The sequence below is a fragment of the Nonomuraea roseola genome (genome assembly GCF_039535395.1).
Lineage (GTDB): Bacteria > Actinomycetota > Actinomycetes > Streptosporangiales > Streptosporangiaceae > Nonomuraea > Nonomuraea roseola.
On record NZ_BAAAXC010000015.1, the window covers coordinates 270,242 to 293,056 of the forward strand.

Annotated in this window: 21 protein-coding genes; 7 read left to right on the forward strand and 14 right to left on the reverse strand. The window is 71.6% G+C overall.

Features of this window, described 5'->3' with window-relative positions; translation table 11 throughout:
- Positions 1 to 59: 59 nt before the first annotated feature.
- From ABFX55_RS24225 to ABFX55_RS24240, 4 genes are all read right to left on the reverse strand, one after another.
- Positions 60 to 1,172 (reverse strand): nicotinate-nucleotide--dimethylbenzimidazole phosphoribosyltransferase, encoded by a 1,113-nt coding sequence (locus ABFX55_RS24225; protein ID WP_346124552.1) that lies wholly within the window; start codon positions 1,170 to 1,172, stop codon positions 60 to 62.
- Positions 1,169 to 2,062 carry a sirohydrochlorin chelatase gene (locus ABFX55_RS24230; RefSeq protein WP_346124554.1) on the reverse strand — a complete coding sequence of 298 codons (894 nt, stop codon included), beginning with the start codon at positions 2,060 to 2,062 and terminating at the stop codon, positions 1,169 to 1,171. The genes ABFX55_RS24225 and ABFX55_RS24230 overlap by 4 nt, the downstream gene beginning before the upstream one ends.
- A gap of 29 nt (positions 2,063 to 2,091) precedes the next feature.
- Positions 2,092 to 3,261 (reverse strand): bifunctional cobalt-precorrin-7 (C(5))-methyltransferase/cobalt-precorrin-6B (C(15))-methyltransferase, encoded by a 1,170-nt coding sequence (locus tag ABFX55_RS24235; RefSeq protein WP_346124556.1) that lies wholly within the window; start codon positions 3,259 to 3,261, stop codon positions 2,092 to 2,094.
- 116 nt (positions 3,262 to 3,377) lie between these two features.
- Positions 3,378 to 4,463, reverse strand: coding sequence for a GNAT family N-acetyltransferase (locus ABFX55_RS24240; protein WP_346124558.1), 1,086 nt, complete (start codon positions 4,461 to 4,463; stop codon positions 3,378 to 3,380).
- A gap of 110 nt (positions 4,464 to 4,573) precedes the next feature.
- On the opposite strand from ABFX55_RS24240, the gene ABFX55_RS24245 reads away from it, so the two are divergent.
- Together ABFX55_RS24245 and ABFX55_RS24250 are read left to right on the forward strand one after the other, a co-directional pair.
- Positions 4,574 to 4,951 (forward strand): DUF2795 domain-containing protein, encoded by a 378-nt coding sequence (locus ABFX55_RS24245; protein WP_346124560.1) that lies wholly within the window; start codon positions 4,574 to 4,576, stop codon positions 4,949 to 4,951.
- 1 nt (position 4,952) lies between these two features.
- Positions 4,953 to 5,966, forward strand: coding sequence for a baeRF2 domain-containing protein (locus ABFX55_RS24250; protein WP_346124561.1), 1,014 nt, complete (start codon positions 4,953 to 4,955; stop codon positions 5,964 to 5,966).
- On the opposite strand, the gene ABFX55_RS24255 is transcribed toward ABFX55_RS24250, so the two are convergent.
- From ABFX55_RS24255 to ABFX55_RS24265, 3 genes are read right to left on the reverse strand one after another with little or no spacing between them, the layout of a single operon-like run.
- Positions 5,956 to 6,555: a LutC/YkgG family protein gene (locus tag ABFX55_RS24255; RefSeq protein WP_346124563.1), complete on the reverse strand. Its 600-nt coding sequence runs from the start codon at positions 6,553 to 6,555 to the stop codon at positions 5,956 to 5,958. The two genes, ABFX55_RS24250 and ABFX55_RS24255, sit on opposite strands and share 11 nt — an antisense overlap.
- Positions 6,542 to 7,930, reverse strand: coding sequence for a lactate utilization protein B (locus ABFX55_RS24260; protein ID WP_346124564.1), 1,389 nt, complete (start codon positions 7,928 to 7,930; stop codon positions 6,542 to 6,544). Before ABFX55_RS24260 ends, ABFX55_RS24255 begins: the two co-directional genes overlap by 14 nt.
- On the reverse strand, positions 7,927 to 8,613 hold the full coding sequence (locus ABFX55_RS24265) for a (Fe-S)-binding protein (protein WP_344831196.1): 687 nt from the start codon (positions 8,611 to 8,613) through the stop codon (positions 7,927 to 7,929). Before ABFX55_RS24265 ends, ABFX55_RS24260 begins: the two co-directional genes overlap by 4 nt.
- A 46-nt stretch (positions 8,614 to 8,659) precedes the next feature.
- Between ABFX55_RS24265 and ABFX55_RS24270 the strand changes: the two genes are divergently transcribed.
- Complete coding sequence (locus ABFX55_RS24270) at positions 8,660 to 9,361, forward strand: FadR/GntR family transcriptional regulator (protein WP_346124566.1); 702 nt, start codon at positions 8,660 to 8,662, stop codon at positions 9,359 to 9,361.
- Here ABFX55_RS24270 and ABFX55_RS24275 read toward each other — a convergent pair whose 3' ends face one another.
- Complete coding sequence (locus ABFX55_RS24275) at positions 9,362 to 10,198, reverse strand: NAD(P)H-binding protein (protein ID WP_346124568.1); 837 nt, start codon at positions 10,196 to 10,198, stop codon at positions 9,362 to 9,364.
- A gap of 72 nt (positions 10,199 to 10,270) precedes the next feature.
- Here ABFX55_RS24275 and ABFX55_RS24280 point away from each other — a divergent pair, with 72 nt between their 5' ends.
- Positions 10,271 to 11,032: a helix-turn-helix domain-containing protein gene (locus tag ABFX55_RS24280; protein WP_346124570.1), complete on the forward strand. Its 762-nt coding sequence runs from the start codon at positions 10,271 to 10,273 to the stop codon at positions 11,030 to 11,032.
- Between the two features lie 13 nt (positions 11,033 to 11,045).
- Here ABFX55_RS24280 and ABFX55_RS24285 read toward each other — a convergent pair whose 3' ends face one another.
- On the reverse strand, positions 11,046 to 12,521 hold the full coding sequence (locus ABFX55_RS24285; protein WP_346124572.1) for a sulfatase family protein: 1,476 nt from the start codon (positions 12,519 to 12,521) through the stop codon (positions 11,046 to 11,048).
- Between the two features lie 56 nt (positions 12,522 to 12,577).
- On the opposite strand from ABFX55_RS24285, the gene ABFX55_RS24290 reads away from it, so the two are divergent.
- Entirely contained in the window at positions 12,578 to 13,567 is a 990-nt protein-coding gene (locus tag ABFX55_RS24290; protein WP_346124574.1) for an LLM class F420-dependent oxidoreductase, read from the forward strand.
- Here the strand turns inward: ABFX55_RS24290 and ABFX55_RS24295 are convergent.
- Positions 13,564 to 15,477 (reverse strand): FtsX-like permease family protein, encoded by a 1,914-nt coding sequence (locus ABFX55_RS24295; protein WP_346124575.1) that lies wholly within the window; start codon positions 15,475 to 15,477, stop codon positions 13,564 to 13,566. The genes ABFX55_RS24290 and ABFX55_RS24295 overlap by 4 nt on opposite strands.
- An 8-nt stretch (positions 15,478 to 15,485) precedes the next feature.
- Complete coding sequence (locus ABFX55_RS24300) at positions 15,486 to 16,163, reverse strand: ABC transporter ATP-binding protein (RefSeq protein WP_346124577.1); 678 nt, start codon at positions 16,161 to 16,163, stop codon at positions 15,486 to 15,488.
- Between the two features lie 98 nt (positions 16,164 to 16,261).
- Here ABFX55_RS24300 and ABFX55_RS24305 point away from each other — a divergent pair, with 98 nt between their 5' ends.
- Together ABFX55_RS24305 and ABFX55_RS24310 are read left to right on the forward strand one after the other, a co-directional pair.
- The gene (locus tag ABFX55_RS24305; RefSeq protein ID WP_183647718.1) at positions 16,262 to 16,912 is read left to right on the forward strand and encodes a response regulator; all 651 of its coding nucleotides are present in this window, start codon (positions 16,262 to 16,264) and stop codon (positions 16,910 to 16,912) included.
- Positions 16,913 to 17,053: 141 nt separating this feature from the next.
- Positions 17,054 to 17,620, forward strand: coding sequence for a DUF4328 domain-containing protein (locus ABFX55_RS24310; protein WP_346124579.1), 567 nt, complete (start codon positions 17,054 to 17,056; stop codon positions 17,618 to 17,620).
- Positions 17,621 to 17,626: 6 nt separating this feature from the next.
- Here the strand turns inward: ABFX55_RS24310 and ABFX55_RS24315 are convergent, their stop codons facing one another.
- From ABFX55_RS24315 to ABFX55_RS24325, 3 genes are all read right to left on the reverse strand, one after another.
- Positions 17,627 to 21,535: a DNA polymerase III subunit alpha gene (locus ABFX55_RS24315; protein WP_346124581.1), complete on the reverse strand. Its 3,909-nt coding sequence runs from the start codon at positions 21,533 to 21,535 to the stop codon at positions 17,627 to 17,629.
- Positions 21,535 to 21,801, reverse strand: coding sequence for a DUF6504 family protein (locus ABFX55_RS24320; RefSeq protein WP_183647724.1), 267 nt, complete (start codon positions 21,799 to 21,801; stop codon positions 21,535 to 21,537). Before ABFX55_RS24320 ends, ABFX55_RS24315 begins: the two co-directional genes overlap by 1 nt.
- 83 nt (positions 21,802 to 21,884) lie before the next feature.
- On the reverse strand, positions 21,885 to 22,616 hold the full coding sequence (locus ABFX55_RS24325) for a GntR family transcriptional regulator (protein ID WP_183647727.1): 732 nt from the start codon (positions 22,614 to 22,616) through the stop codon (positions 21,885 to 21,887).
- Positions 22,617 to 22,815 lie beyond the last annotated feature (199 nt).

Consider the following 22,815-nt stretch of genomic DNA (forward strand, 5'->3'; position numbering starts at 1 on the left):
CGGATCTCCCGTTCGCGATGATTGGTGTGTTAGGAGGCAAACCTACCGGGTCTACGTCACTACGACTGCTTCTCCGTGACACCCGCGGAGTCGAAGGTGGCCACGTCGTGCATCACCCGTACGGCGGCGCAGACGAGTGGGTGCGCGAGCAGGCCCCCCGTGCCCTCGCCCAGGCGGAGCTCCAGGTCCACGAGCGGGCGCAGCCCGAGGTGGTCGAGGGCTGCCGCGTGACCCGGCTCGGCCGAGCGGTGCCCCGCGACGCAGTGGTCGATCGCGGCGGGCGCGAGGGCCGCGGCGGCCAGGGCGGCGGAGCCGGCGATCACGCCGTCGAGGATCACGGGGACTCTCGCGGCGGCGCCGCCGAGGATGAAACCGGCGATGGCGGCGTGCTCGAACCCTCCCAGGGCGGCGAGGACCTCCAGCGGTTCCCGTCCGCCCGGGCTGCCCTGGCCGCTCTCCGCGGGTGCGGGGGTCGGGAGGCCCGTGGATGGCAGGCCGTTGGCGTGGAGGGCCTGGCGGACGATGGCGATCTTGTGGGCGTGGGTCGTGTCGTCGATGCCGGTGCCGCGTCCCGTGACCCGCGCCGCGTCCCTGCCGGTGAAGGCGCAGATGAGCGCCGCCGACGCCGTGGTGTTCGCGATGCCCATGTCGCCGGTGATCAGGCAGCGGGCGCCCGAGGCCACCAGGGAGGAGGCCACCTCGATGCCGGCCTCGAGGGCGGCGACGGCCTGCGGAACGGTCATCGCGGGGCCCTGGGACAGGTCCGCCGTGCCGTACGCGATCTTGCGGGAGAGCAGCCCCTCGGCGACGGGAAGCTCACCTGCGACCCCCACGTCGACGACGGTGACCGACGCGCCGACCTGAGCGGCGAAGGCGTTGGCCACCGCACCGCCCGCGAGGAAGTTGGCGACCATCTGCAGCGTGACCTCCTGCGGCCACGGCGAGACCCCCTGGGCGTGGACGCCGTGGTCGGCGGCGAAGATGGCCAGCGCGGCCGGCTCGGGCATGGGAGGCGGGCTGACGCCCGCCGCGCCCGCCAGGCGCACCGCGACCTCCTCCAGCGCGCCGAGCGAGCCCGGCGGCTTGGTGAGGCGGCCCTGGTGCGCCCTGGCCTGCGCCATGGCGGACGGCGAGGCCGCCGCCACGCGGGCCAGGGTCTCCCGCAGCGTCATGCGGAGACCCCTTCGGCCAGCTGCAGCGCTTCCTCGTAGCGGTCGATCACGACGTCGGCCAGCACCTCGCAGTCGCCGATCACCTCGGCGCAGCGGATGTCGAGGTCGGGGTGTCCCGCGCCGTAGGCCAGGGCCTGGGCCCAGACGCGCTCCAGCATGCCGCCGGCGAACAGCAGGTACGGCACGACGATGACGCGCCGGGCGCCGAGGCGCCTGCAGCGCTCGAGCCCTCCTGGCACGCCAGGAGGGGTGACGGAGACGAACGCGGTCTCCACCGTCATGAAGTCGTAGGCGTGGGTCTCCCAGAACAGCCGCGAGACCCTGTGCACCTCGGCGTTGGCGGCAGGGTCGGTGGAGCCCTCGCCGACCAGCACGACGGCCGTCTCGCCCAGCTCGATGTGCTGCGCGGGCTCCTCGAAGGGCACCGAGGGCACCACCCTGAGCCGCGGCATGACCTCCTCGATCGGACGCAGCTTCGGCGCGTCGGCGGCGGCCTCCGCCAGCCGTTCGGCCAGCAGCGTCAGCACGCGGGGGTCGGGGCCGAGGGGACGGCCGTAGTCGTACATCAACGTGGGGTGCCGTTCCTGCTCCAACGCCATGGCGGCGGGGAACTCCTCCCCCATGCGGCTGAGGCTGAGCGGCAGGGCCACCAGACGATGGTGACCCCTGGCGACCAGGGAGGCGACGGACTCGCTGAGACGAGGTTTGGCTTTGGCCAGGTAGCCGCCCGAGACCTCGGCTGAGCTCTCCTCCAGGCGGCAACGCAACCTGTGGACGAACCTTCCGAACTCGGCGGCACCTGTGTCGTCGTGCGAGCCCTGCCCGATGAGCAGCAGCGGCGGCTTCATGAAGGGGATCTCCACGCCTGTGACCTGGGGGTACGTAGACAAGAAACGCGAGGATATCCGATTCGCAGAGCTCATGCCCAGGTCACTCTGCGTGCATGCACGACGAACACGGGGTCGGCGGCCGCCAGCGCGTGGGCGCCGTCAGGCTGTACGACCAGGCGTGATGCCTGGATCTGGGTGCCCTCGGCGCGGTAGCCGTGCTGCTTCAGCCGTTCGAGCACGGAGGGCACCTGCTCGACGGTCTTGAGGGTGCAGACCAGCCGGAAGGGAAGGCGGGCGGCGCAGGCGACGATCACGTCGGGGCCGCCGCCGCCGACGAAGACCGCGTCGGGGTCGGGCAGGGGTTCGAGGGCGGGTGGGGCCTGGCCTCGGGTGAGCGCGACCTTGACGCCGTGGCGGATGACGTTGGCGCGCAGCCTGGCGCAGGAGTCGTCGTCGCGTTCGACGGCGACGACGGCCGCGCCGAGCCTGGCGCACTCGACCGCGATGCCGCCCGAGCCCGCGCCGACGTCCCAGACCAGGTCGCCGAGACGGGGGCCGAGCTTGGCCAGCACGTACGCGCTGACCTCGGGCGGCAGATCGCCCTCGACGGCCCACTCGTCGGGGCCTGGACGCGCCCCCGCGACCCAGGCGGCCTCGGCGGCCTCGGCCGGGCGGTAGAGCGGGTCGATGACCAGCACCACGTCGGGGTCCTTCCATGGCCTGGTGGTGGCCTCGCCCATGCGGCTGTGGGTGACGCGCTCGTCGGGCCCTCCAAGGTCCTCGCAGACGATGAGCGCGCGAGGGGTGGTGGGCGCGAGCTCCCTGGCGATCTCGGCGGGGCCGACGCCGGGGGCGACGATGAGCGCGACCTTGTGGTGGGCGCGGCACGCGTTGACGACCCTGTTGAGCCGGCCGGGACCGTCGGGGGCGACCACGAGGGCGTCCTCCCAGTTGAGGCCGGCTCGGGCGAAGGCGCGCGTGACGAGCGAGGTGGCCGGGATCACTGCCGGTTTGAACCCGTGGCCGCGCAGCTCACGCACGACGCCGAAGAAGCCGGGATCGCCCTCCGTGAAGACGACGGCGGGTCCCTCGCCGTGTTCGAGGTGCTCGTCGAGGGTGGCGAGGAGCTCGCCGCCCGGCTCGGGGAGATCGAGGTGCCTGAGGATCCGTCCCGGTCCCGCGACGAGCGTGGCCTGTCGCAGACAGTCGCTCGCCCTGGTCGACAGTGGCGCTCCGTCCCAGCCGATCACCGTGATCATCCGACTCACCGTCCTCTGGACCCAGTGTGTACGGCAAGCCCGCCCACGCGCCATCCTCCGCGGGGCCCGGCGTCAGTCCAGGGACACGCTCCCCGGGCGCGCGGGGCCGGCCGCCGTCACGGAAGGTCCGAGGGGACGAGGCTGAAGATCACCAGGTCCTCGTCTCCCGTCCCGTTGCGCGCCACGCCCTCCCTGACGAAGCCCGCCTTCTCCGCCACCCGCTGGGAGGCGAGGTTGGAGACGGCGGCGCGCAGCTGGAGCCGCTGGAAGCCGTGCCCGCCGAACAGCCATCTGGCGATCCCCAGCACCGCCTCACCCGCGTACCCCTTGCCGCGCGCCCACGGCGCGGTCATGTACCCCACCTCGGTCGCGCGGTGTCCCCACTCGGTGCCCTTGAGGTCGACGCTGGCCACGAAGCGTCCCGTCTCCCTCTCGACGACCGCCCAGGCGATGCCCCCTCCGCTGAGGCGGTGCTGCTCGCTGATCAGCAGGGCGTAGGCGCGGCCGTGCCCCTCGGTGTAGTCGCGCGGCAGGCCCGTGCGCAGCTGGGTGAGCTCGTCGGCGGCGGTGGCGGTCAGGTCGGGCACGTCGTCGGGGGTGAAGCGGCGCAGCAGCAGGCGCGGCGTGAGGAGTTCCTCGTGGGGGAAGACGTTGGGCGCGCCGATGGCCCCGCGCAGCAGCCCGAAGACGACCAGGTCGTGCGGGCCGTCATCCTCGAGCTCCGCCCCTCGCAGCACGCCCTCGTAGGCGTAGCCGGCCTTCTCGGCGACTCTGAGCGAGGGGCCGTTGTCGAGGTTGGCACGCAGCTCGATCCTGCGCAGCTCGGTGGTGGCGAACACCCACGCCGACAGGCCGCGCACGGCCTCGGTGGCGAAGCCGCGGCCTCGGTGGAGGGGGTGCACGCCGTACCCGACCTCGGTGATGCCCGCGCCCCACTGCGTCCTGAACAGGCTGATGGCGCCGACCACGCGCTGCTCGGCGTCGATCATCGCCAGGTGCACGCCCTGGCCGGACCGCTGGAGCTCGTGCACGCCCGTGGACAGCCAGTGGGCGATGGCGGCCACGTGGCCGGGCGCTCCCGGCGGCAGGAACCGATGGCCCGCCTCGACGACGGCTCTGACCCTCCCCGCGTCGTCGGACTGGAAGAGCCGAAGGACCAACCGGTCGGTCGTGATCCGCAGGCGAGGGTCAAAAACGCTCACAGTTCCCCTAGGTGCTCCAAGCAGTGCGCAAACCATACAAGCCCGATGTTTGCCGGGGGGCGCGCGGGTAGGGGCGGATATTCGGGCAGTTGGAAAGGGGTGTATGAGGCATGAGCCGCGAGAGCGACAAGCACGGGCCCAGGCTGGACGACGACCAGAAGCAGGACGGCGTGAACTCCACCCACGTGGAGGAGTGGCGTCAGCAGGAGGATCCGCCGCCGCGGGGCTCCTATCCTCCGGGGCACGAGCCGGGCACACCTGAGGGCATCTCAGCCGAGGGCGTGGACCGGCGCAGTGAGCTGGCCAAGTGGCTGAGCGACGCCGACTACCCCGCCGACAGGGGAACGCTGAGGGCGCACGCCGAGCGTGCCTCGGCCCCCGACTTCGTGCTGGAGGCCGTGGACGGCCTGCCGGAAGGCACCAGGTTCGCCAACATCGCCGCGGTGGCCAAGGAGCTCGGACTGGGCATCGAGCGAAAGAGGTGGTGAGGTGAGGCTCGACTTCGCCCGCCCGATGTACGAGCGGCAGGGGCCTTACGCCTCGGTCTACCTCGCGGGGTTGAGCACCGAGGACAGACGACGACGCTGGCGCTCGCTGAGAGAGGGCATGGAGGAGGCGGACCAGACCACACTCGACGCGCTGGAGGAGGCCGCGACCGACCCCGCCCCCGGCCAGGCCATGTTCGCGGCGGGAGGCGAGCTGATGCTGGCCGAGACGCTTTCCGAGCCGCCGCCGCAGGAGCAGGCGCGCTGGTCGCCGCTGCCGCACGTGACACCGCTGCTGATGCTGCGCGGCGAGAACGTGCCGCACCTGCGCGTCATCGTGGACCACGCGGGCGCGGAGGTGACGGTGTTCGGCGGCGGGTCGCCGCGCAGGACGACCGCCGAGGCCGAGCGGTGGCCGCTGCAGAAGACGGCACAGGGCGGCTGGTCGCAGAAGAGGTACGAGCGGATGGTGGACGAGGGCTGGGAGCACAACGCCTCGGCCGTCGCCAGGGAGATCGACGAGCAGGTGCGCAGGATCGGCGCGGAGCTGGTCGTGGTGGCGGGCGAGCCGAAGTCGCGCTCGCTGGTCTGCGACCACCTGGGCACCAAGGCCTCTGACAGGGTGATGATGGTCGAGCACGGCAGCCGCGCCGACCACGGCCCCTACGAGAGCGACGCGGAGATCAGCCTCGACTCCTGGATCGAACGCCGCAGGAGCGAGCTGCTCGACAGGCACCGCGACGCGGAGGGGCCTGTCGGCATCGAGCAGGTGGCGCGCGCCCTCCGGGAGGGCAGGGCCCACGCGGTGCTGCTGCCGGGTGAGCTCCCCGAGCTGGTGTGGACGGGCATGGGGGGCACGCAGCTGTCGATCGAGGCCGACGAGCTGCGCAGGTGGGGGGTGGAGGCGCCGGTCCAGGACCGCGCGGACTCCGCGATCGCCAGGGCGGCCGCGATGACGGACACCGAGCTGTGGTTCTCACCCGAGGTGAAGGACGTCGCGGCGGTGATCAGGTACTGACGATCACCTCGAGGGTGCGGGGGCCGTGGACGCCCTCGACCCTGTTCAGCTCGATGTCGCTGGTGGCCGAGGGGCCGCTGATCCAGGTGAGCGGTCGCGCGGGGTCGAGCCTGGCCACCGCCTCGGGAACGCCGGAGACGATCTGGTCTGCCCGCACCACGCACAGGTGGTAGTCGGGCACCAGCGTCAGCGCCCTGCGCCCCTGGTCGGGACCCGCGTCGAGGACGATGGTGCCCGTCTCGGCGATGGCGACGGCGCAGCCAGTGACCACGCCGTCGGCGGTCAGCAGTTCGTCCTCTGGCACGGCCTGCCCGACGGCGAACGCGGCTCCCCCTGGCACGATCATGCGCTTTCCCTCGGTCACCTCGGCGACCAGCGCGGGCACCTCGGCGGCGGGGACCACATGGACGATCGCCCGGTAGTCGTCGACGCGCTCGGCGAAGTGGGCGACCAGGTCGTCGCGGGGGATGGTCATGCGGTAGTCGCGCGGGATCTCCACCTCGGCAGCCCCCTCGACCGCCTTCCGCACCCTGTCGAGAATCTCCTTACGAGCGCTGTGTCTGCCTGGTCGCTCGCTACGCTCGCTCATTGCGGGCCCACCACTCTCTGAAGGACTCCTTGGGGATCTCGGGCAGGTCTCTGGTGTCGGTCCAGGCCGACAGCGGACCGGGCAGGCGTTTGGGCACCAGCTTGCGGAAGCGCGAGGCCAGGCGCTGGGCCCTGGCCAGCCGTACCTCCTTGGCCAGCACCCATCCCGCCACCCGCATGCCCGCGCGCTCGGCGCGCGGGTGGGCCACCTTGGCGCGCAGGTCGACCAGCACCTCGGGGATGTCGATCGCCACGGGGCAGGCCTCGAAGCAGGCCCCGCACAGCGTGGAGGCGTAGGGCAGCGAGGCGTCGAGGTCGGAACCGAGGCCGCGCAGCTGCGGGGTGAGGATGGCGCCGATCGGCCCCGGATAGACCGAGCCGTAGGCGTGGCCGCCCGCCCGCTCGTAGACGGGGCAGACGTTGAGGCAGGCCGAGCAGCGGATGCAGCGCAACGCCTGGCGGCCGACCTCGTCGGCCAGGACGTTCGTGCGGCCGTTGTCGAGCAGCACCAGGTGGAAGGTCTGGCCCTCCGTCGCGCCGGTCCAGGTGGAGGTGTAGGGGTTCATCCGCTCGCCGGTGGAGCTGCGCGGCAGCAGCTGGAGGAAGACCTCCAGGTCGCGCCAGGTGGGCAGCAGCTTCTCGATGCCGACCACGCTGATCAGGGTCTCGGGCAGCGTCAGGCACATCCGGCCGTTGCCCTCGGACTCGAGCACCACGCAGGTGCCCGTCTCGGCGATCATGAAGTTGGCGCCCGAGATGGCGACCTTGCTGCGCAGGAAGCGCTCGCGCAGGTGGAGCCTGGCCGCCTCGGCCAGCGCGGCGGGCTCGTCGGTGAGGTCGGCGGGGGCGTCGCCCATCTTCGCCAGGAAGATCTCGCGGATCTCCGAGCGGTTGCGGTGGATGGCCGGCACCAGGATGTGGCTGGGGAAGTCGTCGCCGAGCTGGACGATCAGCTCGGCCAGGTCGGTCTCGTAGGCGGTGATGCCCTGCGCGGCCAGGTGCTCGTTGAGGCCGATCTCCTGGGTGGCCATCGACTTGACCTTGACGACCTCGCTCTCGCCGGTCTGCCTGACCAGGTCGGTGACGATGCGATTGGCCTCGTCGGCGTCGCGCGCCCAGTGGACCCGCCCGCCCGCCTTCTCGACCGCCTCCTCCATCTGCACGAGATAGCGGTCGAGGTGGCGCAGCGTGTGGTCCTTGATCGCCTTGCCCGCGGCCCGCAGCTCCGCCCAGTCGGGCAGCTCGCCGACCACCGAGGCCCGCTTGCCGCGGATCGTGTGGGTGGCCTTGCGCAGGTTGAAGCGCAGCTGGGAGTCCTGCACCGCCTTTGCGGAGTTGGCGGGGAAGTCTCCTGGCATGCCGATGAAGACGCTCATCGCGCGTCCAGGATCTCGGCCAGATGCATGATGCGCACTCCCGTCTTCTGGCGGCGCAGCGTGCCGCCGATGTGCATGAGGCAGGAGTTGTCGGCCGCGCAGAGCACCTCCGCCCCCGTGTCCATGACGTTGCGGACCTTGTCGGAGCACATCGCGGCCGAGATCGCGGGGTTCTTCACCGCGAACGTGCCGCCGAACCCGCAGCATTCGTCGGCCCCTTCGAGCGGCACCAGTTCGAGGCCGCGCACGTGGCTGAGCAGCCGCGTGGGCCTGTCGCCCAGATGCAGCCCTCTGAGCGAGTGGCAGGTGGGGTGGTAGGTCACCCTGTGCGGGAAGTACGCGCCGACGTCCTCCACCTCGAGCACGTCCACCAGGAACTCCGACAGGTCGTGCACCGGCGGGGCCTGCACGCCGAGCCTCGGGTACTGCTCGCGCACCATCGCCGCGCAGGAGCCAGAGGGCGCCACGACGGCGTCGTAGCCGTCGAACACCTCGGCGAAGTGCCTGGCCAGCCGTACCCCCTCCTCGCGGTAGCCGGTGTTGACGTGCATCTGCCCGCAGCAGGTCTGGGCCTTCGGGAAGTCGACGTCGCAGCCGAGGCGGCGCAGCAGCGACACCACCGCCTTCCCCGTGTCGGGGAAGAGTGTGTCGTTGACACACGTGATGAACAGGGCGACTCGCACGGCACTCCCTTCTGGGTATGGTCTGACCATAGTATGGTCTGACCATATGAGGAAGTCGCGGACGTTCGAAGATGTCATCGCCCAGATCGAGCGGCGCATCGCCGACGACGGCCTCACCGTCGGCGACCGCCTGCCCGGCGAGCGGCAACTGGCCGAGCAGCTTCAGGTGGGCCGCTCGTCGGTGCGCGAGGCCCTGCGGGTGCTCGAGACGCTCGGCGTGATCACCTCGCAGGCCGGCAGGGGGCCCGACGCGGGCGCCGTGCTCATCTCCAGGCCCGAGAGCGCGCTGGCCGACCTGCTGCGACTGCACCTCGGCACGGCCTCGCTCGCGCTGCCCGAGGTGATCGACACCCGGCTGATGATCGAGCAGTGGGCCGTCCAGCACGTCGACGCGCCCGAGGCCATGGAGGTCATGCGGTCGGCGCTCGACTCCATGGAGGCGGCGGCGTCCTTCGAGGAGTTCGTCGACCACGACGTCACCTTCCACATGGGGGTGGCGCTGCTGTCGGGCAACAGGCTCCTGGCCGCCACCATGCGAGCCCTGCGCCAGACGATCCACGCCTACTCCGTGTCGGCGGTGCGGGCCGCGGGCCGTACCGACGTGCTGATGGCCGATCACTGGCGCATCTACGAGCTGGTGGGGGCGAGGGACGGGCAGGGCGCGGCCCGCGCGGTGGCCGACCACCTCGCGCACGCCTATCCCTCGCTGGCCGGCGAAGGCCCCACGCAAGCAGGCGCCCCGGGATGATCAGGCGAAGGCGTCCTTGTGGTCGCGCGCCCAGTCGGCGAAGCTCCGGGGCGCGCGGCCGAGGACGGCCTCGACGTCGCCGCTGAGCACGGCCGCCCCGCCGCCCGCGACGAAGGCGGAGCCCGTCATGAACACCTCGACCATGAGCGGGTCCATCCCGGAGGCCAGCATCCCCTCCCTCGCCGCCTCCAGCGGCACCGGCACCGTCGCCACGTCACGGCCGAGCACCTCGCCGAGCGTCTCCGCCTGGCCCGGCACGCTGATCACCTCGGGCCCCGTGAGCGTGTAGGTCCTGCCGTCGTGCTCGCCCGTGAGCGCCTCCACCGCGACTGCCGCCACGTCGCGCGGATCGACCACGCCCTGCCCGCCGTCGCCCGTCATGTTCGGGATCGGCCGGCCCGCGCCGACGGCCTGCGCCCACATCAGCGCGTTGGAGGCGAAGCCCGCGGGCCGCAGGAGTGTCCATGCCATCCCGCTGTCGCGCACGGCCTGCTCGCCGGGGTGGTGCCAGGAGCGCACGTCGTTCTCCTCGGTGCTCTCGCCGGTGCCGACGGCCGAGATCTTCACCACCTTCCTGGTGCCCGCCCGCCTGGCCGCCTCGACGAGGGCGAGGTCGTGCCTGGCGAGGTCCCTGCCGAAGGCGGTCACCAGGAGCACGCTGTCGACGCCCTGCAGCGCCCGCTCCAGCGAGCCCGGGTCGGCGAAGTCGCCCCGCACCCCCTCGACGCTCAGCTTCGACAGGTCGCGCGCCATCGGGCGGACCCGCTCACCCCTGTCCGCCAGCTGACGGAGCACTTCACTGCCGATGGTGCCCGTGGCACCGGTAATCAGGATCATGTCTCCACGGTGGCGCCCGAGAGGGGTCGTCCTATAGGAATATTCGGCACAGCTCGCGCCTTGGTCCGAGTCATGAGCGTCTGGGTCGAGGAGATCAGCGAGAGCGCGGTCGACGACAAGAGCATCGTGCACGTGCGCGAGCCCGACCCCGCGACCGTGCTCGCCTTCCGGGCGTCCGAGGAAGGGCACGGCGACCTCATGGTGCTCGGTCCTCGCACCCGCGCCTCCTACCTGACGCCGAAGGCGCTCTCCCGGTGCGTCACCGTCCGGCTGCGACCCGGCTGGGCCAGGGCGGCGCTGGGCGTGCCGGTGAGCGAGCTCGTCGACCGCGTCGTGCCGCTGCGCGAGCTGTGGGGCGCGCGGGCCGACCTGCTGGCCGAGCGCATGAAGGACCGGCCGGGCGAGGAGTCCGCGCTGATCGAGGAGGCGCTGCTGGGCCGCCTGGCCTCGTGCTCGCCCGCCGACCTGTCGCAGGCGGGGCTGCTGGACGCCGCCGTCGGCAGGCTCTCCGCCTCGCGCCGCCCGCCGTACGCGACGAAGGAGGGGACGGCCCCGCGCGTGCCCGACGTGGCGCGCGACCTCGGCATCAGCGAGCGCCATCTGCGCACGCTGTTCACCGGCGCGGTCGGGGTGCCGCCCAAGCGCTTCGCCCGCATCGACAGGGTGCGCGACGTGCTGGCCAGGGCCAGCACCGGCAGCTGGGCGTCGCTGGCGGCCGAGTCGGGCTACTACGACCAGTCGCACCTGACCGCCGACTTCCGCTCGGTGATGGGCGTCTCCCCTGGCGCCTTCATGGCGGGCGAGCTGCCCGCCGCCGCCACCTGCTCCGCCTAGGGCCGCGGCTCGGCTATCCGCCGGAGACGTCGGCCGTACGGCACGTCGCGCCCGAGCACGCACGCATCATGTCGAGACGGGCCTGCAGGTTCGCCAGCAGGTCCGCGGGCGCGGTCCTGGCCAGGTTGTGAAGCTGGTAGGGGTCCTGGGTGAGGTCGTAGAGCTGAATCTCGCCCGTCTCGTACCTCACGTAGGTGTGGGTCTCGGTGCGCAGCGCCGAGTAGGCGGGCACGGGCGTCTGCCTGGCCGACCTCTTGTTGGCGGGACGGGTGAACTCGATCAGCGCGTTGCGCCGCCACGGCGTCGGCGTGAGGCCGCGCAGCAGCGGCACCAGCGAGCGCCCCTCGGCGAAGTCGGGAGTCCTCGCCCCTCCGAGCTCGGCGAAGGTGGGCGCGAGGTCGACGGTCTGCGCCATGGCGTGGATGGCCGAGCCGGGCTTCACCCCGGGCCCTCGCACCACCAGCGGCACCTTCACCGCCTCCTCGAACGGCGTGGTCTTGCCCTGCTGCAGGCGGTGGGTGCCGAGGTGGAAGCCGTTGTCCGAGGCGAAGAACAGGTAGGTGTTCTCGAGCTTGCCCGTCCTCCTCAGCGCCTCGACCAGGGTGGCGACCATGTCGTCCACGCCGAGCATGGCGCGCATCCTGCGCCCGTACCGCTCGTCGACGCGCGCCTCGGCCTCGGGGTCGAGCAGCGGCCTGCCGCGCAGCCACGCGGGCTCCTCCTCGACGTTCTGCTGGTTGAAGGACGGCGTGCGAGGCGCCTTCACGCCGGGGAACGCCGAGACGTGACGGCGCGCGGGGTTGGCCGGGTTGTGCGGGGCGACCGGCGCGAGGTAGAGGAAGAAGGGCTCGTCATCCGAGGTGACGAACTCCTCGGCCTCGCGCGTCAGGACGTCGGCCAGGTAGTCGTCCTCCTCCCATCCGTACTCCTCCAGGTCGCCGTTCTCGTTGAGCGTGTAGTCGTACTCCTCGTACAGCCGCTTGACCGGGACGTACCACTCGTCCCAGCCGGGCGGGACGTACTCGGCGGTCGCCGTCTTGCCTGGATAGTGATTGAGGAACTTGCCCATCAGCGCGGTGCGGTAGCCGGCGTCCTTCATCCAGGTGCCGATCGTGGAGCGTTCCAGACCTGCGGTGTGGAAGCGGTCGAAGCCCCCCTCGGGGGCGGTGTTGGTCCACACGGTGTGGCTGTGGACGTACTGCGAGCGCAGGATCGAGGCCCTCGAAGGGCAGCACCAGGAGTTCGTGACGAACATGTGGTCGAAGGAGGCGCCCTGCTGGACGAGCTGGCCGGTGATGTTGGGGAAGTTCTGCAGCACGCCGTACTCGAGGTCGTCGACGAGGACGAAGAGGATGTTCGGCCGCACCGGTGCCGTGGCTCCCGCCGGTACCGAGTTGCCCGGCACGGCGAGCAGTGGGTACAGCAGCAGCAGACAGGTCAGTCGGCGCAACCCCTTCATCAGCACAGGGCTGAACTTCCCGAAAGTCACGCATTGACACCCCTCACAGCGTTATTAGAACCTGTTCTCATTTACGGAGGTGTCGCATGAAGTTGGGGCTGAACCTGGGCTACTGGCAGCGCCACGCGGACGATGCGACCGAGGTCGTCCAGACCGCCGAGCGCCTCGGCTACGACTCGGTATGGACGGCCGAGGCCTACGGCAGCGACGCCTTCACCCCTCTCGCGTGGTACGGCGCGCGCACCAGGCGCATCAAGCTCGGCACCTCCGTCGCGCAGCTGTCGGCGCGCACGCCCGTCGCCACCGCGATGACCGCGATGACGCTCGACCACCTCACCGGCGGGCGGTTACTTCTCGGCGTCGGCGCGTCGGGCCCGCAGGTGGTGGAGGGCTGGTACGGCCAGCCGTTCCCCCGACCGCTGGCCAGGACCCGCGAGTACGTCGAGATCATGCGCAAGGTGTGGCGGCGGGAGGAGCCTGTCACCAACGAGGGCCCGCACTACCCTCTGCCGCTGCCCGGCGGCCTGGGCAAGCCGCTGAAGCTCATCACCCATCCCCTGCGCCCCGACATCCCCGTCTACATCGGCGCGGAGGGCCCCAAGAACGTCGCCATGGCCGCCGAGATCGCCCAGGGCTGGCTGCCCCTGTTCACCTTCCCCTCGAAGATCTCCGAGCTGTACGGCGACTTCCCCGAGGGCTTCGACGTCGCCGCCATGGTCATGGTCGCGATCACCGACGACGTCAGGAGCGCGCTCGACGGGGTCAAGATGATGCTCAGCCTCTACATCGGCGGCATGGGCGCCAAGTCGCGCAACTTCCACGCCGACATCGTCGGCAGGATGGGCTACGCCGAGGCCGCCTCCCGCATCCAGGCCCTCTACCTGGCAGGACGCAGGCAGGAGGCCTTCGACGCCATCCCCGACGAGCTGGCCGACGGCATCTCCCTGGTGGGCCCGCCCGGCAGGATCAAGGAGCGCCTGCAGCTGTGGCGCGACTCGCCCGTGACGAACCTGCTGGTCATGGGCCCGCGCGACGAACGCTCCCTGACCACCGTCCGCGACCTGGTGCTCGGCTAGTCAGGACGCGGAGCGGGGTCGTCCGTGACCGCGCGCAGCAGCGGACGGCTCAGCGCGCCGGCGCCGATCACGCCGGCGAACCCGACCACGACGCACACCGCCAGCATGATCGCCCCCGAGACGTTCGGCGACATCATCATGAAGGGCGAGGCGCAGAACACCCCGACCGCGATCGAGCCGCCGCCCATCACGACGAGCGGGATCAGCGTCTCCGACCTGCGCGCTCTGTCCAGCACCTCCAGCGGGGTGCCCGCCAGGCGCAGCAGCGCGTAGGTCTGGCGGCGGTCCAGTACCGAGGAGGCGGCGGTGATGCCCGAGCTGGCGATCGCCACCAGGAACGACACCGACAGCACGACGATCGTGCCGGTGGCGATGTCGTCGAGCAGCTGCCCCGTGAAGCGCTGGTCGTCGGCCTCGCTGGTGGCCGAGCGCCCGGGGACCAGCCCGTCGAGCGCCGTGCGCGCCCTGTCGAGGTCGGCCGTGCGCACGTCGGTGACGACCAGGTTCTTCTCGGTCTTCACCGTGGCCTTCACGCCCGCCTTCTCGAGCCGCTCCCGCGCCTGGTCCGCCACGACCGCGGTGTTCGGCGCGGTGAGCCTGAGCTGCTCGCTCGCGACGTGCCCCGCCAGAGCGTCGCCAGGGCTGAGCAGCCCGAGGAAGCCCGCGACGAACCCCGTCAGCGCCACGCCGCTGACCGTCCGCCACGCCGAGCGGGGGTCGTCCATCAGCCTGCGCCCCGCCAGCAGCTTGGCCGGCCTCCTGGCGCGCTTGGCGGTGATCCTGCCGATGAGGCCGACCGCCCAGGGGCCGACCAGGTTGATACAGAGGAAGGCCAGGCCGAGCACCACCGCGACCACGCCGACGCTCGCATTCGTGCCGAGCATGGGGACCACGGCCAGCACCGCGAGCAGCGCGACCAACCTGACGGCGCGTATGCCGGGCGGCGTCTCCCTCTTGGCCACGCCGAGGGGGCTGACCACGACCCTGCGCAGTCCCACGACCGCCGACAGCCCCACCAGCACGGGCACGGCCACCAGGACGCCGAGCACGACGAGCGGACCAGGCAGCAGGTCGCTGGCGAACCAGGGGCCTCCGCCGATCCTGATCCTGGTGAGCAGGGGGACCGCCAGGCCGTACAGCACGGTGCCGAGGACCGCTCCCGCGAACGCGACGATCATCGCCTCGGCCACGGTCATCCTGACCACCTGGCCAGGCGTGGCGCCGACCAGTCTGAGCGCGGCCAGTCGCTGGTCGCGGCGGGCCACGGTGAGCCGCGCCGCGGCCCCGCCGAAGACCAGCAGCGGCACCACCATGAGCACGCTGGCGATCAGGGCCAGGATCCGGTACCCCTCGGCGTCCTCGCTCGGGACGCCCGCCAGGGAGTCGACCTTGGTGGGCGAGATGTCGCCGCGCAGGGAATGGCCGCGCGAGGCGGTCATGGCGGGGGCGTCGCGCTCGTGACCCACGACCGCGACCAGCTCCTCGGGGTGGACGAGCGCGGCCTCGCCCAGCACGCCTGTGACGTCGGTGAAGCGTCCGGCGAGCTGGTCGCCTGGCAGCTTCCTGGCCAGCTCGGCCAGCGCTGGTGAGAGCCAGGTCTCCCCCGGCGCGGGAAAGCGCGCCATTCCGGGTGGCGGCTCCGCCTTCGGGCCGAGCGCGGCCAGGTCGACGACGGTGATCTGCCTGTCCCCCACCCAGTCGGTGCGCCCGGCCTCGATCGCGACCGGCTGCCCCGTGGCCTGGACCGGATTGCGCCAGGCTCCCCTGTCGGCGCGTCCTGAGAAGGCGACGTTGGCCGAGACCGCGAAGAGCAGCAGCCCCGTGGAGATCACCACCGCGCCCAGCGTCAGCCAGGTGCTCAGCATGCCCCTGCGTCCGCCGCCCCTGAGCAGGCGCCAGGTGAGGCTCATGAGCGTGCTCACTGGCTCACCGCGCTGTGCAGCAGGTTGCCGTCGCGGACCTCGACCGTGCGGTCGCACCACCCGGCCACACCGGGGTCGTGGGTGACCACGATGAGCGAGGCGCCGTTGTGCTTGGTCGCCTCCACCAGCAGGCGCATCGTCTCGTGGCCGGTGCTCTGGTCGAGCGCGCCCGTCGGCTCGTCGGCGAAGACCACGGCGGGCTTGGTCACCAGCGCCCTGGCGATCGCCACCCGCTGCGCCTGCCCGCCTGACAGCTCACCTGGCCTGCGCCCCTCCATGCCGCCCAGGCCCAGCGGGACGAACCACTGCCTGGCCTGCCGTACGGCGTCGGGCCTCGAGACGTTGCCGAGCATGAGGGGCAGCGCCACGTTCTCCTCCGCGGGCAGCTCGGGCAGCAGCTGGCCGAACTGGAAGACGAAGCCGAACCTGGTCCTGCGCAGAGCGCTGCGCTCGCGCTCCTTCATCGAGTCGATGCGCCTGCCGAGCAGGTGCACCTCCCCCGCGTCCGGCTTCATGATCCCGGCCAGGCAGTGCAGCAGCGTGGACTTGCCCGAACCGCTGGGGCCCATGATCGCCACCGCCTCCCCCGCCCTGATGGAGATGTCCACACCGTTCAGTGCCACTGTCTGGCCGAAGCGCTTGGCCAGGCCGTGTCCCGCGAGTACGTCGTTCATGGGAACGACCTTGTCGCGTGGGGCCATGGGGCCGGATCGGCCGTGCGTCCGATGGGCATCGGCCGATCGGACGATCTCCCGTGATTAGGCTTACCGCTGTGACGATTCGTGTGCTCATCGCCGACGACCAGGAACTGGTGCGGACGGGCTTCCAGATGATTCTCGACGCCCAGCCCGACATGGAGGTGGTCGCCGCCGTGGCCGACGGTGCCGACGCGGTGGAGGCGGCCAGGCGGCTGCGCCCCGACGTGTGCCTGCTCGACATCAGGATGCCCAAGCTCGACGGCCTGGAGGTGACCAGGATCCTGGCGGGTCCAGGCGTCGAGAACCCCATGCGCGTGGTGATCGTCACGACCTTCGACCTGGACGAGTACGTCTACGGCGCGCTGCGGTCCGGCGCCACCGGCTTCCTGCTCAAGGACAGCGGCCCGACCCTGCTGCTGGAGGCCATCAGGGCCGCCGCCGCCGGTGACGCGCTGGTCTCACCCTCGGTGACCGTACGCCTGCTGCAGCACCTGGCCCAGCCCGCCGCCGGCACCGTCAGGCCGTTGAAGGACCCGCTGACCGAGCGGGAGCTCGACGTCGCGCGCCTGGTCGCCAGGGGCAGAACCAACCAGGAGGTGGCAGCCGAGCTCTTTGTCTCCCTTTCCACCGTCAAGACCCATATCGGCAGCATCATGGCCAAACTCGGGGCGAGGAATCGGGTGGAAATCGCAGCATGGGCGTGGGAGTCCGGCGTGGTGAGCTGATTAACGGAGGGTCAGGCGGGATACATGTGAATCAGAACCTCAGCGCATGCCCGGGGGGAGAGATTCGTGCGCCTTACCCCTTCCGTAGCGAAACGGTCGGCTTCGACTGTTTACCTGGCTCTCGCGGCGCAGCTCGCCGCGATGACGGCCCTGGTGGCGTTCGAGGAGATACGCGGCAGGCGCCTGGCCGCCGAGATCGTCATCATGGGCGGCGACCCGCGCGCCCCCGGCGCGGAGGCCGTGGTCGGCGCGGTCACCCTGTTCGCCGTGCTGATGCTGGCCGCGGTGACCACCACGTTCGCGGCGGGCGCCGCCTACCTGACCTGGCTGGTCAGGGCGCGCCGCGCCAACAAGGCCGCCAACCCCTCCGGGCCCGTGCTGGCGGCCTGGCTGCTGCCGGGGATCAACCTGATCGCTCCCGTCATGCTGGTGGACGAGGTGTGGAGGGGCGCCCGCCCGCCGTTCGACCGCAGGGGCCGCTGGCTCGCGCTGGTCGGCGCGTGGTGGCTGAGCTGGCTGACGGCCGTGGCGCTGGTCGCGATCCGGCTGCCGCTGCGCGACTCGACGGGCGACCTGACGGGGCTGAGCGGGCTCGAACTGGGCGCGGCGGCGGTGGCGGCCCTGCTGTGCGCCTGCACGGTCCGCGAGATCACCCGCATCCAGACCGCCCCCGCCCGCCTTCCCCGCCTCACCCCCGCCATCCCCTGACCCGGGTCAGGCGGCTTGGGTGGGGCCTGAGCTGCCCTGGCTGGCGTGCCAGAGCCGGCGGGGCGGGGTGACGACGCCGGGTGTGGGGCCGATGTCGGAGTAGGGGGAGATGCGGAAGCCGTTGGCGTACTCGATGCGGCGGCCGCCCACACCCTCCGTTCGCGGCTCGCGGCGCTCGAGCAGGGCGAGGACCGCTTCCAGGCCGTCCTCGCGCCAGGCGGCGTCGAGGTCCACGAGGTTCCAGCAGTCGACGGCGCGCATGGAGACCGCGCGGGTGCCGGTGCGGCGGATCACCCCCCTGGCCACCATCAGCCACGATCCGAACACCGTCGAGGCGCACCTGCCCTGCACCGACTCGAAGAAGGTCAGGTCGACGGGGCCGGTGGAGTCGTCGAGGGTGGTGAAGATGACGCGCTGCCCCGAGCGGACCGCCGGGGTCTGGGTTGCCACCTTGACGCCCGCCACCAGCACCTCCGCGCCGTTGCGCTGGGCCAGGAGATCTCTGGAACGCACCACTCCGATGGCGTCGAGCAGGTCGTCGTGGAAGCTCATGACATGGCGGCTGATGTCGATGCCGAGGATCTCCAGCTCCGCCTCGACCATCTCGGTCTCGGTCATCTCGGGCAGCTCGCCGGGCTCGATCCGCTCGGCGAATCCCAGGGGCAGCTGCACGGCCGGCGGCTCGTCCACCGGCGCCCGCGAGCCGGGGTGGCGCTCTCCCGTGTAGCCCTTGCGGGCGCGGGATCCCGCCTTGACGCCCGAGGCCGAGGCCCGTTCGAGCACGCCGACCTGGGCGACCAGGTCGCGCCTGGTCAGCTCCCCCTCACGCCAGCGGGGTCCTCCCGGACGCAGCGAGTGGAGCGCGTCGAACCCGCCCACCTGGACCAGCCGTTCGATGATCGGACGGGACGGCCTGGCACGATCCCAGAAGTCGGCCAGCGAGGTGTAGGGCTGTCCCGCCACCATCCGGTCCACCTCCGCCTCGCTCACCCCCTTCACCGCGGAGAACGGCACGCGCAGGCCGTACCCCCGGCCGAGATCCTCCGCCCTGAAGTCGCGCACCCGCCGCCGGTAGCCGTTCTCCTCACCCGGAGAGTCCGGAGAGTCCGAAGAGGGAGGCGGCCCGAGGGAGGAGGGACGCACGCTGAGGCGCAGCGGCGCGGGGCCGACGCGCTCGACGGTCCAGTGCCTGGAGGACTTGTTCACGTCCAGGGGAAGGATGGTGACACCGCACTGCCGGGCCTCGTCAATGATCACCCGCTGCGGGTACATGCCGGGCTCGTGGGTGAGCACCCCCGCGAAGAAGGCGGCCGCGTGGTGCCGTTTGAGCCAGGCCGACTGGTAGGTGGGCAGCGCGAACGCCGCCGCGTGCGCCTTGCAGAAGCCGAACGCCCCGAAGGCGTCCAGGACCTGCCACGCGCGCGTGACCGTCGCCCGGTCATAGATCGGGCGCACGTTCGCGAAGAACCACTCCCGCGCGACCTCGCGCCCTGCGGGATCGCCAAGGCTGCGCCGCACCTTCTCCGCCTCGGACAGTCCCGCCTCCGTCATGATGTCGATGATCTTCAGGACCTGCTCGTGGAAGACGACCACCCCGTTGGTCTCGGTGAGGGCGGCGCGCAGGCTCGGGTGCGGGTAGGAGACGGCCCGCCAGCCGTGCCTGGACTCCAGGTACGGCGTGACCATGTCGGAGTTGACGGGTCCCGGCCTGAACAGCGAGATGTCGACGATCAGGTCGTCCATCGTGCGGGGCTCGAGCTTGGCGACCAGCTCGCGTTGACCCGGCGACTCGATCTGGAAGCACCCGAGCGTACGGCTGGCGCAGATCATGTCGTAGGTGTCGTCGTCGTCCTGGGCCACGGCGTCGAGTTCGACGTCGACGTCGTCGACCCGCTTGATCTCGGTCAGCGTGTAGGCCATCGCCGACTGCATGCGCACGCCGAGGACGTCGAGCTTGAGCAGCCCCGCCTCCTCGACGTCGTCCTTGTCGAACTGCGACATGGGGAAGTCGAGCGCGCTGCGCTCCACGGGGGTGCGGTCGCGCAGGCCCGAGTTGCCGACCAGCACCCCGCACGGGTGCAGCGCGATGTGCCTGGGCAGCCCGTCGAGCTTCTCGGCCAGCTGGAACACCCTGCCGAGCCCCGCGTCGTCGAGCCTGCTCTCGCGCAGCTCGGGCAGGTCCTTCAGCGAGGCGGTGATCTGGCGGGCGCGGATGTGCGGGAAGGTCTTGGCGATCGCGTCGACCTCGTGGGGCGGCAGGCCCATCGCGCCGCCCACGTCGCGCAGGGCGCTGCGGGCGCGGTAGGTCTCCATCATGGACACGCAGGCCACGCGCGCCTCGCCGTACATGTCGTAGATCGCCTTGTAGCAGTCGAGGCGGCGGGCGGATTCGACGTCGATGTCGATGTCGGGCAGGCCGATGCGGCCCTCGGACAGGAAGCGCTCCATGAGCAGGCCGTGGTGGAGCGGGTTCACCTCGCCGATGCCGATCAGGTAGTTGACCAGGCTGCCGGCGCCCGAGCCGCGGATGGCGCAGCGGATGCCCATGTGCCGGATCTTGTCGGTGATGCCGACGACGGCCATGAAATATCCGGACAGCTGCTTCTTCTCGATGATGTTCAGCTCGGACTCGAGCCGCTCGCGGGCGTCCCTGTCGCCGCGCAGGCCCCTGTCGTCGAGGCCGTCCTCGCAGCGGTGGCGCAGCAGCGGCACGGGGTCGCGGCCGATCTCGGGCAGGTGCAGGCCGGGCGGGTCGTTGCGGAGGGCGAGCAGGTCCTTCGGCTCGATCACGCACGCCTCGGCGAGGGCTCGCGTGGTGTGCAGCAGTCTGTTGACCCTCGCCTGGTCACCGCCGCAGACCTTGTGGGCGACCCTGCGCATCTCGTCGGTGCTCTTGAGATAGGCGTGGGAGGTGGCCCTGTCCAGGTGCCTGGGGTGCAGAGGGACCAACTGCCGGGCGGCGTCGAGCACGTCGCCGGTCTGGTGGTCGGCGGGGTCGAGGTACCTGGCGGCGTTGGTGAGGACGGCGGGCACGCCGGACTCCTCGGCGAGGGCGAGCATGCGGACGGCGGTGGTGGCGTCGCGGTAGCCGTACTGGTCGACCAGTTCGATGACGACGCCGCGCACGTGGGAGCGCCAGAGGTTCAGCAGTGTCCTGGCGTGCTCGTCACGTCTGGCCGCCACCGCGCGGCCGACGTCGGACCTCGGGCCGAGCAGCACGACGAGCCCGTCGTCGGGGCCGAACCCGCCCTCGGATCCTCGGGAGCCCCCGGGGCGCGTGGGGTCGCGTGAGAGGGAGGCGCCGGGCGCGGGGGCCGGACCCTGGTGACCGAAGGAGCTCGGGCCCGAGGAGCCCGCGGCCCATTCGGCGACCAGCTCGTGGGTGAGCGCGGGCTCTCCCCTGACGCCCGTGTGGTGGGCGGCGGTGACCAGGCGGCACAGCCGGGACCAGCCGCCGGAGCGGGCCAGCACGGTGACCCTGTCCTCGGCGTCGGGACCGGTCCGCGGGCGCGCCTCCCGCGGACCGGAAGCACCGGGGGCGCCGGAAGCCCGGGGAGCGCCCGCCCGGGAAGCGCCGGAGGCGGGAGCCGACCGGTTGGAGCCTGGGGCGGCCGAGCGCGAGCCCTGTGAGGCGGGCCTGGTGGAGCCGGAGAGCGGGCCGTGGTCCTCCTCCGAGGCGGCGGGTACGGCGCCCGCGAAGGGCGCGAGCGCGAAATCCACGCCGAACACCGGCGAGATCCTCGCGTCCGCGCACGCCTGGGCGTGCTTGAGCGCCCCGTAGAGCCCGTCGCGGTCGGTCAGCGCGAGGATGTCCATCCCGTGCTCGGCCGCCCGCCGTGCCAGGGCATGGGGGAAGGCGGTGCCGTAGCGCATCGAGTAGGCGGAGCTCACGTGCAGGTGAGGGAAGGAGGTCATCAGTCCCACGCCCTCAGCAGCAGCCAGCCCTCGCTGGCGGTGTCGAAGCGCAGCTCGTAGGAGCCGAGATCACGCCCGGGGCTGGCCTCGACGCGCCAGAACTGGCGCTCGCCGGGATCGCCCTCGCGGGTCTTCCACCATTCGCGGGCCACCACCCACTGGTCGAGGACGCGGCGGACGAGGTAGAGCCGGTCGCGCCAGACGAACTGGGTCGGCTGGCCCTCTCGGGTCCACACCTCTATGGGATCGCCGTAGAGTCTGCTCAAGACGCTTCTTCTCCCCGTGGCTCTGGGTCTGTTGCTGAGCCACCCGGGGGAAGTCGGGTGTTACTTCGAGCATATGTTCGAAGTCATGAGAGCGCAAGCCGGGTGAGCGGGTTCGCGCCGATCGAGTTGCGGATGCTGAAGGCGACACTGCCCGCCCGGTAGCGGTCGTCCGACCACTCCACGGGCCGCCCCTCCTGGGTGGTGGTGACCCTGCGCTGGCGCAGGAGCGGGCTGCCCCTCCGCACCCCCAGCAGGCGGGCGTCCTCGCTGCCCGCGGCCACCGCGTCGATGAGGTGCTCGCCGTACGCGAAGACGAGCCCCACGCTCTCGTAGAGCCCCTGGGTGACGGAGACGCAGTCGGGCGGCAGCGCCTCCACCGCGCCGGCGATCCACGAGGCGTAGACGGTCCGCTCCAGCAGCACGGGCTCGCCCTCCAGTGTGCGCAGTCGCAGCACCTCCAGGACCTCGGGGCTGCCGAGCCTGACCAGCTCGGCGGGCCCCGCCCTGCGGCGGCGCTGTCCGAGCACCTCGCCGCCCACCCTGTGTCCCTTGGACCTGGCCCACTGGGCGAAGCTGTGCAACTCGGCGAAACTCTGGCTGCGCTCGCCGCCCAGCACGATGCGCCTGGCTCCCTGCCGCGAGCCCACCAGGCCCTCCGCGGCCAGGACGGCCACCGCCTGCCGTACGGTGCCCCTGGCGGCGGAGTAGCGCGCAGCGAGCTCGGCCTCCGAGGGCAACTGCGACCCGACGGGATGGACCCCGGCGAGGATCTCGTCGCGCAGCTCAGCGGCGATGAGTTCATAGCGCGCGGCCATATGTGATCCCTCTCGTTCACGAAAAAGCAATGTTTATGCGACTAACTGGGTCTGGCCTTGTTTGTACAAGTTCCCCTAGGTTTTATCCACACCCCCGAGAGTGGAGGCGACGTGTCCGCACCTCGCATCGCAGGCTTGATCGCAGCTCTAACGGTAGTGACCGCGGCGTGCGGCGCAGCGCCGGCCACGGAGACCAAGA